The sequence below is a fragment of the Micromonospora sp. CA-249363 genome (assembly GCF_050950185.1).
GTDB lineage: Bacteria > Actinomycetota > Actinomycetes > Mycobacteriales > Micromonosporaceae > Micromonospora.
The window spans coordinates 1,361,220-1,376,779 of the sequence record NZ_CP192020.1; the positions used below are offsets into that span (position 1 = coordinate 1,361,220).

Genomic DNA, 15,560 nt, shown 5'->3' on the forward strand with positions numbered 1-15,560 from the left:
TGGTGCGGGGCTAGGCTTTCGGCGTGATCCGGATCCGGTTCGACGACTCCTCGATCGACCGTACCCGGATCGCCGTCAGCCCGATTACCGAGCTGGTCGGCGGCTTGGAGATGGTGCATCGGGAGCGGGTTCGGCGGGCCGCGCCGTGGCCGTACACGGCGTGGGTCCAGCGGGCCCGTGAGGTGCTGCGGACGGTCCCCGAGACGGCTCCGCTGAGGCTCTACGCGCAGCTGTACGGCGAGAGTCACAACCGACCGACCCCGGATGTCTTCACGCCGGTGCCGTCGGCGGCGACCCCGACTCTCGGTGGGCAGCTCGACGAGCTGCGCCGTACGCCGCCCGTCGTGGTGCGGGAGCAGTTCGCGAAGCACTATCCGCAGGAGCTGCCCGGCTTTCTCGCGCCCTACCGGGACGACCCGGATCGCGCTTTCGGCCGGCTCGGCGATGCCCTCGCCGCGTTCTGGGAGCTCACGACCGCCGCGCACTGGCCGGCCATGCGGGCCGCACTCGACGAGGAGGTGCTTCTGCGCGCCCGTACGCTTGCCGTGGCCGGCCCCGAGGCTCTGCTGAGCGGCCTGCGCGGGGCCGCGTGGTGGGAGCGGCCCGTGTTGTCGCTGTCGAGGCAGCACGAGTCGGTGCTCGATGCGCGTGGGCGGCGTCTGGTGCTCGTGCCCGTGCTGCTCCTGCAGGACAGGATGACCTGCTCGACCGATCACCCCGAGATCCTGATGGTGACCTATCAGGCCCGGGGTGCGGCGGCGCTGGCCGAGCATCCGGCGCCACCCGATGGCGAGCGCGACCGGCTGGCCCGGCTGATCGGGTCGGGGCGCGCCGCCGTGCTGCGGGCCCTGACCCGGCCCACGACCACGACGAGCCTGGCCGCGGCCCTCGGCCTGTCGTCCGGCACGGTTTCCGAGCACCTCAGTGCCCTGCGGGAGGCCGGTGCCGTCAGCCGGGCGCGGTTCGGGCGGCAGGTCTTCTACGCGCGCCGGCCGGAGGGTGACATGCTCCTGGCGACGTTCGAGGATTCGGCATCTGCCGAGCAGTTGGAAGCGGCCGCGGGCGACTCCTAGCGTCCGGAGTCATGCATCCCGTACTCGCGGGCGTTCTGCATCGCAGGGCGCGTTCGCTCGCGCTTGCCTGTGTCGCCTCGGCCGGTCATCAGATCTGCGAGGCCCTGATCCCGCTGGCCATCGGACTGTCCGTCGACCACGCCGTCGACGGTGGCTCGCCGATGTCGATCGTGTTGGCTGTCGGGGGAGTGCTGGCTCTGTTCGCTGTGCTGGCCGCCGGCGGTGGGGTCAACTACTGGCGGCTGACCTCCGCCACCACCCGGGAAGCCCACGATCTGCGCATCCGCGCGGCCAGCCGCATCCTGACCGACGGCGTCGGCGCCCAGCGACGGCCCGGGGACCTGTCGACGGTCCTGGTCTCCGACACCAGAGCCGTCGCCGAGGTGCTGCGGGCGGCCGTACTGCTGATCTCGGGGACCGCTGGTCTGCTCGTCACGGTGGCCGTGCTGCTGTCGATCGACCCCTGGCTCGGCCTCGGCGTCGCCGCCGGGGTGCCCGCGCTCGGGCTGGCCGTCAACCGGATCAGCCCCTTGCTCGAGCGCAGGATCGCCGATCGCCAGCACACCGCCGGATCCGCCGCCGCCCTCGCCGCCGAGCTGGTCCAGGCCCTACGACCGCTGCGCGGCTTCGGCGGCGTCGGAGAGGCGATCCGCCGCTACCGTGGGGTGAACCTGACCTCCCGTGACGCCGCGCTGCGAAGCGCGACGGCGTCGGCGGCCGCCGAGGGCATCGGCGCGGTGGCCAGCGGCCTTGTGCTGGTCGGCACCACCGCCGTAGCGGCCGCCATGACGCTCTCCGGGCGCATCGGCGTTGGCGGCTTCGTCACGGTCGTGGCCATGGTCGCGTTCGCCGGCGAGCCGGTCGACCGGATCGCCGCCGGCATCAAGCAGTTGGCGATCTCCAGGGCCAGCGCCGTCCGCATCGCCGTCCTGCTCGACGGTGTGCGGCCGCGCAGCGCTGACCCGGCACCCACGGACGCGGATCTCGCCGTACGAGAGGGTGAACTGCTCGGCGTCGTCGCCACCGACCCCGACTCTGCCGACACCCTGATCGCCACACTGGCGGCGACGCACCCGGACGTGCTGGTGGAGCCGCACCTGGTGCACCTCCTCGGCCGCACGCTGGCCGATGCCCTCGACACCGGCCACGACACCGACCCAGCGACGCTGCGTCGGGCTGTCGGCGCGGCACAGGCTACCGACGTGAGCGCGGCGCTGCTCGACGGCGGCGCCAACCTCTCCGGCGGACAGCGCCAGCGGGTGGCGCTCGCCCGCGCCCTGGCAGCCCAGCCGTCGCTGCTGATCCTGCGCGATCCCCTCACCGCTGTCGACGCGGTCACCGAGGACCGGGTCGGCGCGGGCCTGGCCGCCATGCGACGCGACGGTCGCGGCAGCACCGTCGTCGTGACCACGTCCCCCACGTTGCTCGCCCGATGCGACCGCGTCGCCTTTCTGCCCGGCCTCGGGACCTCGCGGGTGTCCACCCATGACCAACTCGTCACCGACGCCGAATACGCCGCGGCGGTCCTGCGATGACGGCGCTGCCGATCGCCACCGGCCGGCAGAGCCTGACTCTGCTTGCCAGGGTCCTGAGCTCGCATCGAGCCGCGGTCGTCGCCGCCCTGCTCTGGACCGCGCTGAGCGCCGCCGCCACCGTCTCCGCCCCGCTGCTCCTGGGCTGGCTGGTCGACGCGGTCCGCGCCGGCCGGGCACCGCACGCGACCGGTCTGACAGCCGGGCTCGGCGCGGTCGTCCTGGCCGGTGCCGCCACCACCGCGCTGGCACTACGCGCCACCGAACACCTCGGCGCGCATGTCGCGGCGGACCTGCGCGCCCAGGCGGTCCACCGCACCCTCGAGCTGCCGCCGGCCGTACTGGAGAACGCCGGCCGCGGCGAGGTGGCGTCCCGGGTGACCGAGGACCTGGAGAACGTCGTCACCTCGGTCCCGTTGGTGGCCGAGGTCCTGCGCGCGCTGATCACCGTCCTGCTGTCCGTCGCGGGCTTCCTGACCCTGGACTGGCGGCTGGCGCTCGCCTTCCTGGTGGTCTTTCCGATCTACGCACTCAGCCTGCGTGCCTACCTGCCGCGCGCAGCCCGCCTCTACGCACAGGAGCGATCCCTCGCCGCCGAGCGCGGACGGGTTCTGCTGGAGTCACTAGCCGGACGGGACACCGTGTCGGCGTACCGGATGGCCGCGCTCCAGACCCGGCGGCTGGCCACGGCGTCGGGGGACAACCTGGCGGCATCCCTGCGCGCCGCCCGCAGCTTCCTGTGGTTCAGCAAGAGCATGAACGCGGCCGAGGCGATCGGGCTCTCCGCCGTCCTGCTGACCGGTTACTGGCTGGTCCGCGCCGACCTGGTCACCGTCGGCGCGGTGACGGCAGCCGCCCTGCTGTTCCACCGCCTGTTCACACCGCTGGGCACCCTGCTTCTCTCCTTCGACGACGTGCAGCGCGCCCAGGCCTCGCTGGCGCGTACCGCCGGAGTTCTGCTGGTGCCTCCGCCCGCCGCTGGCAGGCGGGAGCGACCGGGCACGCCGGGAACGGTCGCGGTCACGGTCCGCGGCTTGCGACACGCGTACGGCGGGGAACCCGACGTCCTGGCCGGCATCGACCTCGACGTGCCGGCGGGCACCTCGCTGGCGCTGGTCGGCGGCAGCGGCGCCGGCAAGACGACAGTGGCGAACCTGATCGCCGGCACCTTCCCCGCCCGCGCCGGCCGGATCACGCTGACCGGCCCGGACACCACGGTCGACGTCGCCGACCTGGACCCCGCCGTACTGCGCCACTGGGTCGGCCTCGTGTCGCAGGAGACACACGTCTTCACCGGCACCCTGCGCGACAACCTCACCTACGCCGCGCCGGACGCCGACGACGACCGCCTCCTCAGCGCCCTGGCGGCGGTCGGCGCGCGCGACTGGGCGTCGCGCGACCTGCTGGACACGGCAGCCGGCCCGTTGCCACCCGCGCGGGCGCAGCACCTCGCGCTGGCCCGGCTGCTCCTGCGCGACCCGCCCGTCGTCGTGCTCGACGAGGCGACCGCCGAAGCCGGCAGCACGGGTGCCGGTGACCTGGACCGGGCGGCCGCGGCGCTGATCGAGGGCCGTACGGCCGTGGTGATCGCGCACCGGCTGACCCAGGCCCGTTCCTGCGACCGCATCGCTCTCCTGGAAGGCGGAACCATCGTCGAGATCGGTACGCATGACGACCTCATCGCGCGCGGTGGCCCCTACACCGCTCTGTGGTCGGCGTGGTCGCACTCGGCGACGTCAACGACCTGACCCTGCCCGCACCCTCTGGGCGGCAGCGGGCCGCCGTCCACCGGACGGCGGCCCGCGTCAGGCAGGGTCAGGGGCTGGGAAGACGGAGGGTCGCCAGGACCGGGCGGTGGTCGGACTTGGGAAGTGGCAGCACCGTGACCTCGTCGACGGCGATGCGGCGGTCGACGAGCACGTGGTCGATCGTGACTGGGGGGATGAGGTCGCCGTCGTACGGGCCCCACGTGCCGGTCAGCCCCTTGCCGGTGGCGTCGGCGGCGTCGACATAGCCGGTGCGCAGCAGTGCCCGCAGTGGACCGTGGTCGAGGGTGGCGTTGAAGTCCCCGGCGAGGATCCGCAGCTCACCGTCGGGCATGGCGGGTGGTTGGGCGGTCAGGTCGGTACGCCACGCGTCGACCTGGTCCAGCGCGGACGGCGCCGACGGGTGGGCCGACTCGACACGGACCGGTGGCGCCCCGGGGACGGCCACGGTGCCGTACGCCTGGGTGAACCCCCAGCCGCCCTGGCCCCGGTTGTGCCGGATGCCGACGTCGCTGAGCGGCCAGCGCGAGTAGAGCCCAGAGCCGGGCGTGCCGATCTGCGGGTTGAGCTGCCGGTGGGGGAGCAGCCGGTCGAGGCCGAGCCGGTCCAGCGCGGCCTGCGCGTCGGGCGTGAACTCCTGCACGGTGAGCACGTCGACCCGGTGCCGCCGGGCCAGTTCGACGAGTGCCGACGCGTCGGCGGAGCCGGCGAGCAGGTTCGCGGTGAGCAGCCGGATCGTCGGGCCGGTCGCCGTCGGCTGCGGCGCGGCCAGCGCCCGGGGCGTGACCACGCCGAGTAGCGCCACCACGGCCAGGGCCGCGACCGCCGCCGGCCACCAGCGCCGCAGGGCGACGCTGAGCCCGAGCACCAGCACGCTTCCTGCCGCGACGTACGGGGTGAAGGCGAGCGCCTGCACCAACGGTCCCCGGTCCAGCCCGGCCAGACGTACGGCGGCCCAGGCGGCCGTGGGCCCGACGAGCACCCAGCAGAGGGCGGTGCCGACCAGCGTCCGGCTGCGGGTCGGCGCGGGCGGGTCGTCGGTGACGATCATGACGTCAGCCTAGCGGCGCCCTCCCCAACAATTTGTGAATGGTTCTTCGTTCACCTTTCATAATTATCTGACAGTTGGATGACAGGGCCGATAATGCGAGATCAACTATTGACCTGCGGCTTTTGCCGGTGCTACGTTCCACCTGGTTGAAACGACGCAACTCTGAGTAGTAATCGCAGCTCAGAGCGGGTGTCAATCATCGAGGAATCAACCGTCTGATTCATTTGTCGGCAGTTATCCGTCCCGCCCCGCGGGTCGGCCGAATTCGCACGGTCACACAAGGGGGACCTGTCATGAGTACATCCTTCCGACGTAAGGCGGCAGCGATCGGGTTCGCGGTCGCGGCACTCACCCTGGCGGGTGGGGGCATCGCCGTCGCCCAGCCGTCGGCGAAGGCGCCGCAGGCGGCCGTCCAGCCGGCGTCCCGCGCCACGAACACCCAGCCACCGGTGACGGCGGAGTCGGCCCGCAAGGCCAAGGCGGCGCTGAAGGCCGGCGACGCCAGCACCCTGGCCACGGCCACCTACTTCACCGTCGTCAACGCCAACGGCACCAAGGTCCGGGGCACCGGCACCGTCATCAAGTACGGCGCCGGCCAGTACGAGGTGCAGTTCGGCGTGAACGTCTCGACCGGCGCCTACCTGGCGACCATCTCGAGCGCCAACTCCTGCTGCATCCCGCCCGCCGGTGAGGCCACGGTCGCCCCACGGCTGGGCACCCCGAACGCGGTCTTCGTCCAGACCTACAACTCGTCCGGAGTGCCGGCCGACCTGGGCTTCACACTGCTGACGCACACCTTCTGAGCGACCTGAGAAGGCCCGGCCCCCGCGCATCCCGCGCGGGGGCCGGATCGCGCTCTCGAGAAGGTCGACCGGGCGTCCTCCCGGTCCGCCCGGGGTGATTGGGTGCCCAGCGGCCGACTCGCGTGGCTCGTCACTCTTTCGCGCGGCCCGTGCCCGTTGCGGGCGCTCCGGGCCGGTCCGGCCCGCACAATCCGACGTTTGCCGGGGGGTCCGCCCGGGAAGCAAGCACCGTGACGGACATCTCGGACACCCTGGCCAGCATGCCCACCTCGGTCGATCCCGAGCCGACCGGCGCCGAGCTGGAACAGACCCTCTTCGAGGTCAAACGCGTGATCGTCGGGCAGGATCGGCTCGTCGAGCGTCTGCTCACCGCACTGCTCGCCAACGGTCACTGCCTCCTGGAGGGCGTGCCCGGCGTGGCCAAGACCCTCGCCGCGCAGACCCTCGCCACCGTGGTCGGCGGCACCTTCTCCCGGATCCAGTTCACCCCGGACCTGGTCCCCTCCGACATCGTCGGCACGCGGATCTACCGGGCCTCGAAGGAGACCTTCGACATCGAGCTGGGTCCGATCATGGCCAACCTGGTGCTGGCCGACGAGATCAACCGGGCGCCCGCCAAGGTCCAGTCGGCGTTGCTGGAGGCGATGGCCGAACGGCAGGTCTCCATCGGCGGGCGCACGTGGCCCGTACCGGCGCCGTTCCTGGTGTTGGCCACCCAGAACCCGATCGAGTCCGAGGGGGTCTACCAGCTCCCCGAGGCGCAGCGCGACCGGTTCCTCATGAAGGTGGTCGTCGACTACCCCAGCGACGCCGACGAGCTGGCGATCCTCTACCGGATGAGCAGCGACCGGCCCAGCGCGCGCCAGGTGCTCGACCCGCAACGACTGCAACACCTCCAGGGGCTCGCCGAGCGGATCTTCGTCCACCACGCCCTGGCCGAGTACGTGGTCCGGCTGATCCTCGCCACCCGCGACCCGAGCCGTTTCGGCCTGTCGGAGATCGCGCCGCTGCTCGCGTACGGCGCCAGCCCCCGGGCCACGCTGGGCCTGGTCGCCGCCGCCCGGGCGCAGGCGTTGTTGCGCGGGCGGGAGTACGTGCTGCCCGAGGACGTCCGGGAGTTGGCGGTGGACGTCCTGTCCCACCGACTGGTGCTCTCCTTCGACGCCGTGGCCGACGGGGTCTCGGCCGAGAGCATCGTCCGGCGGCTCGTGGAGGCGGTGCCCCCGCCCCGGGTGGCCACCGGGCATCCACAGCAGACACCCGACCTGGCGGCGGCATGAGACGCGCCGGCCGTACGTCGGTGACCACGGCACCCGACCCCGGCCTGGCCGAGTTGACTCCCGACCAGCGACTGCGCCGACTCGAACTGACCGTCACCCGGCGACTCGACGGTCTGCTGCACGGCCAGTACCGTGGCCTGCTGCCCGGGCCGGGTAGCGAACCCGCCGGCAGCAGGGAGTACCGGCCCGGGGAGGACGAGGTCCGGCGGATGGACTGGGCGGTGACGGCCAGGACCGCCGTACCGCACGTCCGGCAGGTCGACGCCGATCGGGAGCTGACGACCTGGTTGCTCGTCGACTCCAGCGCCAGCATGGAGTTCGGCACCGCCGAGCTGGACAAGCGGGAGCTAGCGGTGACCGCGGTGGCGGCCGTCGGTTTCCTGACCGCGGGCGTGGGCAACCGGTTGGGCGCCCAGGTGCTGAGCGCCGACGGGATGCGCCGTTTCCCGGCCCGCCGCGGGCGTACCCATCTGCTCGGTCTGCTGCGGGCGCTGCTCGCGGCCCCGCGTGCCAGCGCGCCCAGCCATCGGCCGGGGCGTCCCTCGACCCCGCCGGCTCCGGAGCTGGCCGACGGGCTCGACGCGTTGCAACGGGTGGCCAACCAGCGTGGACTCGTCGTGGTGGTCTCCGACTTCCTCGACGGCCTCCCGGACGACCCCGCCGAGCCGCCGCCCTGGGAGCGGACCCTGCGTCGGCTGTCCGCGCGCCACCAGGTGCTGGCGATCGAGGTGACCGACCCCCGCGAGCTGGAACTGCCCGACGTCGGCCTGATCACGCTCGTCGACCCGGAGACCGGCCGTCGCCGCGAGGTGTGCACATCGGACCGTCGCCTGCGGGAGCGCTACGCCGCGGCAGCCGCCGCCCAGCGGGATCAGGTCCGAGCGGCGCTGCGTCGGAGCGGGGCGACACACCTGGGGCTCCGTACCGACCGCGACGTCAGCGCGGACATCGTCCGCCACGTGCACGCCCAGCGACGGATGGCCACCGCGCCGGCCGGGGCCGCCCGGGGAGGTGCCGCGTGAACTGGGAGTCCCCGCTGCGGCTCTGGCTGCTGGTGGGCGTGCTCGCGCTTGTCGTCGCGTACCTGGTGATGCAGCGCGGACGCGCCCGCTACGCCGTCCGCTTCACCAACCTGCGGCTGCTGGACCGGGTGGCGCCCGAACGGCCGGCCTGGCGACGGCACGTACCCGCCGGGCTGTTCCTGGCCATGCTGGCGTTGCTGGTGGTCGGTTTCGCCCGGCCCTCCGCCGAGGTCCGGGTACCCCGCGAGCGCGCCACCGTGATGGTGGCCGTCGACGTGTCCACCTCGATGCTCGCCACCGACGTCGAGCCGGACCGGCTGGCGGCGGCCAAGCAGGCGGCCCGACGATTCGTCGACGGCCTGCCCGACGAGTTCAACGTGGGGCTCGTCGCGTTCGCCGGCAGCGCCGCCGTCCTGGTGCCGCCGGGCACCGACCGGAACGCCCTGGACGAGGGCATCGGCCGCCTGGCCGAGGGGGTGACCGGGGTCCAGGGCACCGCTATCGGTGAGGCCATCAACACCTCGCTCGGAGCGGTCAAGAGCCTGGACAGCGAGGCCGCGAAGGAACCACCGCCGGCCCGGATCATCCTGCTCTCCGACGGGGCCAACACCTCGGGCATGGATCCGATGGAGGCGGCGGCGGAGGCCGTCGCGGCGAAGGTGCCGGTGCACGCGATCTCCTTCGGCACCCCGTCCGGCTTCGTGGACCGGGGCGGACGGCCGATCCAGGTGCCGGTCGACGGGCAGACGCTCAGGGCCGTCGCCGACGAGACCGGCGGGATGTTCCACGAGGCCAGCACCGTCGACGAACTGCGCGCCGTCTACGACGACATCGGCAGCTCGGTCGGCTACCGCACGGAACGCCAGGACGTGTCGGCGCGGTTCATCGGCCTCGGACTGGTGTTCGCGATGGGGGCCGCCGCCGGATCGATGCGCTGGTTCTCCCGACTGCCCTGACCCGCAGCGCCGACGTCGACCGTGAGGAGTACGCATGGCAGTGCAGACCGGACTGGGCGAACCGCGCGGTCCCTGGTTCATCTCGCCGGACCTGGACCCGGACGGGCGCGGGTGGTGGGACGCTCCCGGCTCGGGCCGTGACCCCGGCGGGGGACGGCCGGGTCGGTTGCTCGCCGCGCTGGCGATCGTGGCGGTCTCGGCCGTCTCGGGCGCGCTGGCCGGGGGTGTGGTGGCCAGCCGGGACGGCGCCGGCGGGCCGGCCGCGGCGTCCGCCGCTCCGGTGCCGGCGGAGTTGGTCACCGCCGCCGAGCGGACCGTGCCCGGTGTGGTGTCGGTGCTCGCCGGCGGCGCGAACGGCGCGTCCGCGACGGGCTCGGGATTCGCCATCGACGACCAGCAGCACCTGGTCACCAACGACCACATCCTGGCCAAGGGCGGTGGCGGGCCGGTGACGGTGGAGCTGCCCGACGGCCGCCGGTACGAGGCCGAGGTGGTCGGCCGGGAGGCCCGCAGCGACCTTGCGGTGCTGAAGGTGCCACCGTCGGCCGGACTCGCCCCGTTGCCGTTGGCCAAGCCGGGCGCCACCCGGGTCGGTGAGCCGGTGCTCGCGGTCGGCTCACCGTTGGGCCTGTCCGGGACCGTCACCGCGGGCATCGTCAGCGCCCTGGACCGCCAGGTGCGGTTGGGCAACAACCGGCACCGCGCGGTGCAGACGGACGCGTCCATCAACCCCGGCAACTCGGGCGGCCCGTTGGTCAACGCCCGGGGTGAGGTGGTCGGGGTGAACACCGCCATCGCCACCATCGACGGCAACGGCTCGATTGGAATCGGCTTCGCCATCCCCATCGAGCAGGTCCAGCAGACCGCCGACACGATCATCGGCAAGGGCGGCTGACCTGCATGAACGGCCCTGCCGGCCGCCTCCAGTGTCGGATATCCGGCCCGAGGTCATCGGAGGATGGAAATATGACGCTCGGTATGGATACTGGCTGAGGTGGAGCGTCCTCTTCTCACGGTCCTCCTGCTGGTGGGCCTGTTCATCGGATGGGCGGTGGGGTCGGCGTACGCCCGGGCACGGCGCGGGTGGACCGACTACCAGACCGCGAAGAAATCGGTGCCCGGCGCTCGCCGGGGCGCGTGGTTGCTGATCCGCGGTGTCGCCGTGAAGGCCGCGGTCGTGGGACTGCTGCTGTTCGGCGCGGTGGCGTACGCCGCTGTGGGTTCCGACGACGAGACCGCCGGCCCGGCGCCCACCTCGTCCACGACGCAGGGTGAGCCTTCGCGCCGGTGACCCGGCGCGACCTCCGGCGGGCTAGCCTCGGGGCGTGGACGACGGACTGCGGGTGACCGACCGGTGGGTCGTCCCCGCCGGGGAGCTGCGGGAGCGTTTCTCCCGCTCGTCGGGCCCCGGCGGGCAGGGTGTGAACACCGCTGACTCCCGGGTCGAGCTGAGCTACGACCTGGCGAACTCCCCGGCCGTGCCCGAGTCGCTGCGGGCGCGGGCGATGGCGCGCCTCGCCAACCGCCTGGTGGACGGCGTGTTGACGATCGCGGCCAGCGAGCACCGGGCGCAGCTCGCCAACCGGGAGGCGGCCCGCGAGCGGATGGCCGCGCTGCTGCGCGAGGCGGCAGCCCCGCCGCCACCTCCGCGCCGTGCCACGAGACCGTCGCGGGGCGCGAAGGAGCGCCGGTTGGCGGAGAAGAAACGCCAGTCGCAGCGCAAGCGCGACCGCCGCGTCGACGGCGAGTAGCGGAACCGGGATCGCTTTCCCGGACCCTCCTGCCTTTGAATGACAGAATCTGGAATCTGTCAGCCGATCGGTGTACTGTCACTCGCGTACCCCGCGTGAGAGGAAGACCGATGGACACCCGCACCTTCGGCAGCAACGGCCCCACCGTCTCCGCCCTCGGGCTCGGCCTGATGGGCATGTCGGACCTCTACGGCCCCGCCGACGAGGCCGAGAGCATCGCCACCGTCCACGCCGCCCTGGACGCCGGCATCACCCTGCTCGACACCGGCGACTTCTACGGCATGGGCCACAACGAGATGCTGCTGCGCGACGCCCTGCGCGGCCGCAACCGCGACAACGCGGTGATCAGCGTCAAGTTCGGCGCCCTGCGCGACGTCGACGGCAACTGGATCGGCCACGACCTGCGACCCGCTGCGATCAAGAACTTCCTGGCGTACACGCTGCGCCGACTCGGCACCGACCACGTCGACATCTACCGCCCCGCTCGGCTCGCGTCGGACGTGCCGGTCGAGGACGTGATGGGCACCCTGGCCGACCTGGTCAAGGCGGGCCACATCCGGCACATCGGCCTGTCCGAGGTGAACGCCGAGACGCTGCGGCGCGCGCACGCCGTACACCCCGTCGCCGACCTCCAGATCGAGTACTCGTTGATCTCCCGCGACCCCGAGGCCGCGATCCTGCCCACGGCCCGCGAACTGGGGGTCGGCATCACCGCGTACGGGGTGCTGTCGCGGGGCCTGATCAGCGGTCACTGGACGCCGCAGCGCCAGACCACCGCCCGCGACTTCCGCACCGACCTGCCCCGGTTCACGGGCGCGAACCTGGACCGCAACCTCGCCCTGGTGGACGCGCTGCGCGCCGTCGCCGAGGCGCGGGGCGTCACCGTGGCGCAGATCGCCATCGCCTGGGTGCTGTCCCGGGGCGAGAGCATCGTGCCCCTGATCGGCGCGCGTCGCCGGGAGCGGCTGACCGAGGCGCTCGGCGCGGCCACGGTCACCCTGACCGAGGCGGACCTGGCGGCGATCGAGGCCGCCGTACCGTCCGGCGCGGTGGCCGGCAGCCGCTACGGCGAGGCGCAGATGGCCATGCTGGACAGCGAGCGGGCATGACCGTCCCGTCGTGGCGCGACGCCGGGCCGGGGGTCGCGCCACGACCGGCGACGTCGTCAGGGAGGCTGGGACGATGAGCGACGCCACCGCCCTGACGGCCGACCGCATCCTCGACACCGCCGAGGAGGTGCTGCGCCGGTACGGCCCGGCGAAGGCCACCGTGCTCGACGTGGCCCGCGCGTTGAGCGTCAGCCACGGCAGCGTCTACCGGCACTTCGCCAGCAAGGCCGCCCTGCGCGAGGCGGTCGCCGAACGCTGGCTGGCCCGGGTCTCCACCCCGCTGATCGAGGTCGCCACGGGCTCCGATCCGGCCGCCGAGCGGCTACGCCGGTGGCTGGCCGAACTGAGCGGCACCAAGCGGCGGATGGCCCGCGAGGACCCGGAGTTGTTCGACAACTTCCACCAGCTCGCCACGCTCTCCGAGGGGGCCGTCGCCAACCACCTGGAGGTCCTCGCCGGTCAGCTCAGCCTGATCGTCGCCGACGGGGTGGCCGCCGGCGAGTTCACCGTGCCCGACCCGGCGGTGGCCGGCCGCGCGCTGCTCCAGGCCACCGCACGCTTTCACCACCCGTCGCACCGGACGGAGTGGGACGAGCCGGGCCTCGACGACGACCTGGCCGCGGTGGTCGCGCTGCTCCTCGACGGCCTGCGGGCCCGCCCGCGCTGACGCCGCCCATGGGCCGCGGAGCGTCTAGGGGACGGCGGCGAGCAGCCGGTCGCGGAGCACGGCCGCGCGGTCGGCGAACCCCCGCTGGGCCGTCGCGTACTCGGCCCGACCCTCCGGAGTCTCCACCCGCACCGGCGGGTGACCGAGCGCCGCCAGGTCGTACGGGCTGGCCCGCATGTCCAGCGTGCGGATCTCGCGGGCCAACTCGAAACAGTCCGCCACCAGCTCGGACGGGACCAGCGGCGACAGCTTGTACGCCCACTTGTAGAGGTCCATGTTGGCGTGCAGACAGCCCGGCTGCTCGTTCGCGTGCTGGGTTTCGCGCGTCGGGTTGAGCAGGTTCAGGGGCCGGGCCGGCGGGGTGAAGAACCGGTACGCGTCGAAGTGGCTGCACCGCACACCGCGCTCCTCGACGACCTCGGCGGTCCGCTCCGGGGCCAACCGCAGCGGCCAGGCGTTGTGGCGCAGCTCCTCGCGGGTCTGCCGGTACACCATCGCCCACTCGTGCATCCCGAAGCAGCCGAAGTGCGGCGTCCGACCCGCCGTGGACGCCAGCAGCGAACGGATCCACGCGATCGAATCGCCGCGTCTGACGCGTACCCCCTCGGTGTCGACGGTGACCCCGACGGACGTGGCGCGGTAGTCCCGGCCGAACTCGGCCGGGTCGGCGTCGCGCAGCTCGACCCCCGCGCCCGGATGCCAGCGGCGGAGCTGTGCCGGCCGGTGCGAGTAGTAGGTGAAGAGGAAGTCCTCCACCGGATGCCGCTCACCCCGACGCCGCCGCGCCAGGTGCGGCGTCAGCCAGGCGTCCGCCCGCTCCTCGTGGGCCCGGCGACGGGCCTGCCAGGTCGCCACGTCGAGCACGGCGGGGGCGAGGGCGGCGGTCACGGCACCCAGGGTACGACCGCCGCCCGCTGCCCGGTCAGGGCATCTGCACCCGGACGCCGGCGGAGAACACCCCGCTGCGCAGCTCCAGCTGCCGGGGCGGGTCCCGCCCGTCGACGGTGAAGACCAGCGGGAGTACCACCCGGCTGCCCGCGGCCACCGGGTTGGCGAAGACATCCCGCCCCAGGTTGGCCGCCCGGGTCGCCGACTCGTCCGTGCTCACCCATCGGTTGCCGGGCAGGTAGGCGCGTTGCAACTCGCCGTGCCAGGGCTGCTGGGCGCCGCTCAGGTTGCGCACGCCCACGGTGGCCTGACAGCTGCGTGCGCCCGGCGGCGGCGCGCTCGCCCCCGGGGCGGTGGCCGCGCTGCCCGCCGCACCGCACGTCATCCGGTAGACGGTGAACTCGAACGCGGACTCCCGCAGCGGCACGCCCATCGGTCCGGCGACCCCGGTGCCCCGCCACGCGCCACTGGTCGGCTGCTTCTGGGTGTCGATCGACGAGACCTGCCGGGTCGCCGTCCAGCCGGCCGTGCCGATCACCCCCGCCAGGACCACCACCGCGCCGCTGACCAGCAGCCAGACCGGCGGGGTACGCCGACGTCGGCTCGGACTCGGCGTCGCCGGGCGGGGGTAGACCGTTCCGCGTCCACCATTCGCCGCTCCGTCGGCCAGGGCGGCGGCGGTCACCCGCCGTCCACGTCGTCGCCGCCACACCCAGACCACGGCGGCGCTGATCAGCAGCAGGATCCCCACCCCGGCCAGCAGCACCGGGTACCGCCGCCACGGCGGCGCCTCGGTGACCTCCGCCGCCGGGGCCGCCACTGCCGCCTGCCAGGTGGCGGTGGCGCAGTCGTACGGCCGGCTGCCGTCACTGGTGAAGGCGCAGGCCGGCGCGGTCAGTGGCTGGCCCGGCGCGGTCGCGGTCAGGGCCGTGCCCAGCGTCGTGCTGCTGTGGGCCGGCAGTCGCAACCGCCACGTCACCTCTGACGTCGACCCGCCGGAGCGGCTGGACCGTCCGCCCGCGCTGATCGCGGTCGCCGACGAACCCGAGGGCAGTTCCTGACGAACCGTGGTGTCGACAGGTGAGTTGCCCACGTTGCGGACGTGGATCCGGTAACGCGGCGCCGGACTGCTCTCCGGCGCGACCGCCACCGTGACCGGAGGCGGGGGCGCCGGCACGACCGCCCGCGTGGGCGTCGCCACCGCCGGTGGCGCCGAGGGCGGTGTGGGCTCCGCGCTGGTCGCCCGCGCGGCCACCGGCACCGCCGGTCCGACCGCCGTCGGCCCGGTCGTGCGCGGCGGCGCGGCTGTGGGCGGCGGCGCGGCTGGTCGTGGCATGCCGTCCACCGGAGGTGGCACGGCTGGCGATGGCGTGCCGGCCGCCGGTCGTGGCGCGGCCGCCGCCTCCGGGGCCGCCGCGGGCAGGGCCGGCACGGCGGCGAGGATGCCGAGGCAGTGTACGAACACCGCGAGGGCTCTGTGGTGTCGTGTCGATGCAGGCATACGAACGAACCTCCGGAACCGACGCTAGGGCTGCCCGGCCTCCGTGCGGGTACGAAGTGCGGAAACCCGCCTCGGTCGTCCCGACCTGCGCTAGGGTGCCGCGCCACTGACGGGTTGCGCACACCCGGCGGGCGTTGTGGCCGGTGGGCACGTCGGCGGCG

15 protein-coding genes are annotated in these 15,560 nt (G+C 73.5%); 12 read left to right on the top strand and 3 right to left on the bottom strand.

Annotation, left to right across the window (positions count from 1 at the left end; translation table 11 throughout):
- Positions 1-23: 23 nt before the first annotated feature.
- From ACQPZK_RS06410 to ACQPZK_RS06420, 3 genes are read left to right on the top strand one after another with little or no spacing between them, the layout of a single operon-like run.
- The gene (locus tag ACQPZK_RS06410; RefSeq protein WP_433537405.1) at positions 24-1,073 is read left to right on the top strand and encodes an ArsR/SmtB family transcription factor; all 1,050 of its coding nucleotides are present in this window, start codon (positions 24-26) and stop codon (positions 1,071-1,073) included.
- A gap of 11 nt (positions 1,074-1,084) precedes the next feature.
- A complete protein-coding gene (locus ACQPZK_RS06415; protein WP_433537406.1) occupies positions 1,085-2,608 on the top strand; it encodes an ABC transporter transmembrane domain-containing protein in 1,524 nt (507 codons plus the stop codon).
- Positions 2,605-4,353 carry an ABC transporter ATP-binding protein gene (locus tag ACQPZK_RS06420; protein ID WP_433537407.1) on the top strand — a complete coding sequence of 583 codons (1,749 nt, stop codon included), beginning with the start codon at positions 2,605-2,607 and terminating at the stop codon, positions 4,351-4,353. Before ACQPZK_RS06415 ends, ACQPZK_RS06420 begins: the two co-directional genes overlap by 4 nt.
- 67 nt (positions 4,354-4,420) lie before the next feature.
- Here ACQPZK_RS06420 and ACQPZK_RS06425 read toward each other — a convergent pair whose 3' ends face one another.
- On the bottom strand, positions 4,421-5,422 hold the full coding sequence (locus tag ACQPZK_RS06425; RefSeq protein WP_433537408.1) for an endonuclease/exonuclease/phosphatase family protein: 1,002 nt from the start codon (positions 5,420-5,422) through the stop codon (positions 4,421-4,423).
- A gap of 293 nt (positions 5,423-5,715) precedes the next feature.
- Between ACQPZK_RS06425 and ACQPZK_RS06430 the strand changes: the two genes are divergently transcribed.
- From ACQPZK_RS06430 to ACQPZK_RS06470, 9 genes are all read left to right on the top strand, one after another.
- Positions 5,716-6,225: a hypothetical protein gene (locus ACQPZK_RS06430; RefSeq protein WP_433537409.1), complete on the top strand. Its 510-nt coding sequence runs from the start codon at positions 5,716-5,718 to the stop codon at positions 6,223-6,225.
- A 230-nt stretch (positions 6,226-6,455) separates the two neighbouring features.
- Positions 6,456-7,505, top strand: coding sequence for an AAA family ATPase (locus tag ACQPZK_RS06435; RefSeq protein WP_433537410.1), 1,050 nt, complete (start codon positions 6,456-6,458; stop codon positions 7,503-7,505).
- Complete coding sequence (locus tag ACQPZK_RS06440) at positions 7,502-8,527, top strand: DUF58 domain-containing protein (protein ID WP_433537411.1); 1,026 nt, start codon at positions 7,502-7,504, stop codon at positions 8,525-8,527. Before ACQPZK_RS06435 ends, ACQPZK_RS06440 begins: the two co-directional genes overlap by 4 nt.
- Entirely contained in the window at positions 8,524-9,483 is a 960-nt protein-coding gene (locus tag ACQPZK_RS06445) for a VWA domain-containing protein (protein WP_433537412.1), read from the top strand. The genes ACQPZK_RS06440 and ACQPZK_RS06445 overlap by 4 nt, the downstream gene beginning before the upstream one ends.
- Positions 9,484-9,517: 34 nt before the next feature.
- The gene (locus ACQPZK_RS06450) at positions 9,518-10,378 is read left to right on the top strand and encodes a S1C family serine protease (protein WP_433537413.1); all 861 of its coding nucleotides are present in this window, start codon (positions 9,518-9,520) and stop codon (positions 10,376-10,378) included.
- A gap of 99 nt (positions 10,379-10,477) precedes the next feature.
- Positions 10,478-10,774, top strand: a complete 297-nt coding sequence (locus tag ACQPZK_RS06455) for a hypothetical protein (RefSeq protein ID WP_433537414.1) — start codon at positions 10,478-10,480, stop codon at positions 10,772-10,774.
- A 34-nt stretch (positions 10,775-10,808) separates the two neighbouring features.
- On the top strand, positions 10,809-11,234 hold the full coding sequence (arfB, locus tag ACQPZK_RS06460) for an alternative ribosome rescue aminoacyl-tRNA hydrolase ArfB (RefSeq protein WP_433537415.1): 426 nt from the start codon (positions 10,809-10,811) through the stop codon (positions 11,232-11,234).
- Positions 11,235-11,344: 110 nt separating this feature from the next.
- Complete coding sequence (locus ACQPZK_RS06465; RefSeq protein ID WP_433537416.1) at positions 11,345-12,343, top strand: aldo/keto reductase; 999 nt, start codon at positions 11,345-11,347, stop codon at positions 12,341-12,343.
- Positions 12,344-12,416: 73 nt separating this feature from the next.
- On the top strand, positions 12,417-13,010 hold the full coding sequence (locus ACQPZK_RS06470; protein ID WP_433537417.1) for a TetR family transcriptional regulator: 594 nt from the start codon (positions 12,417-12,419) through the stop codon (positions 13,008-13,010).
- A 24-nt stretch (positions 13,011-13,034) separates the two neighbouring features.
- Here ACQPZK_RS06470 and ACQPZK_RS06475 read toward each other — a convergent pair whose 3' ends face one another.
- Positions 13,035-13,898 carry a 3-methyladenine DNA glycosylase gene (locus ACQPZK_RS06475; protein ID WP_433537418.1) on the bottom strand — a complete coding sequence of 288 codons (864 nt, stop codon included), beginning with the start codon at positions 13,896-13,898 and terminating at the stop codon, positions 13,035-13,037.
- Positions 13,899-13,932: 34 nt separating this feature from the next.
- Entirely contained in the window at positions 13,933-15,399 is a 1,467-nt protein-coding gene (locus ACQPZK_RS06480) for a hypothetical protein (RefSeq protein ID WP_433537419.1), read from the bottom strand.
- Between the last annotated feature and the right edge of the window lie 161 nt (positions 15,400-15,560).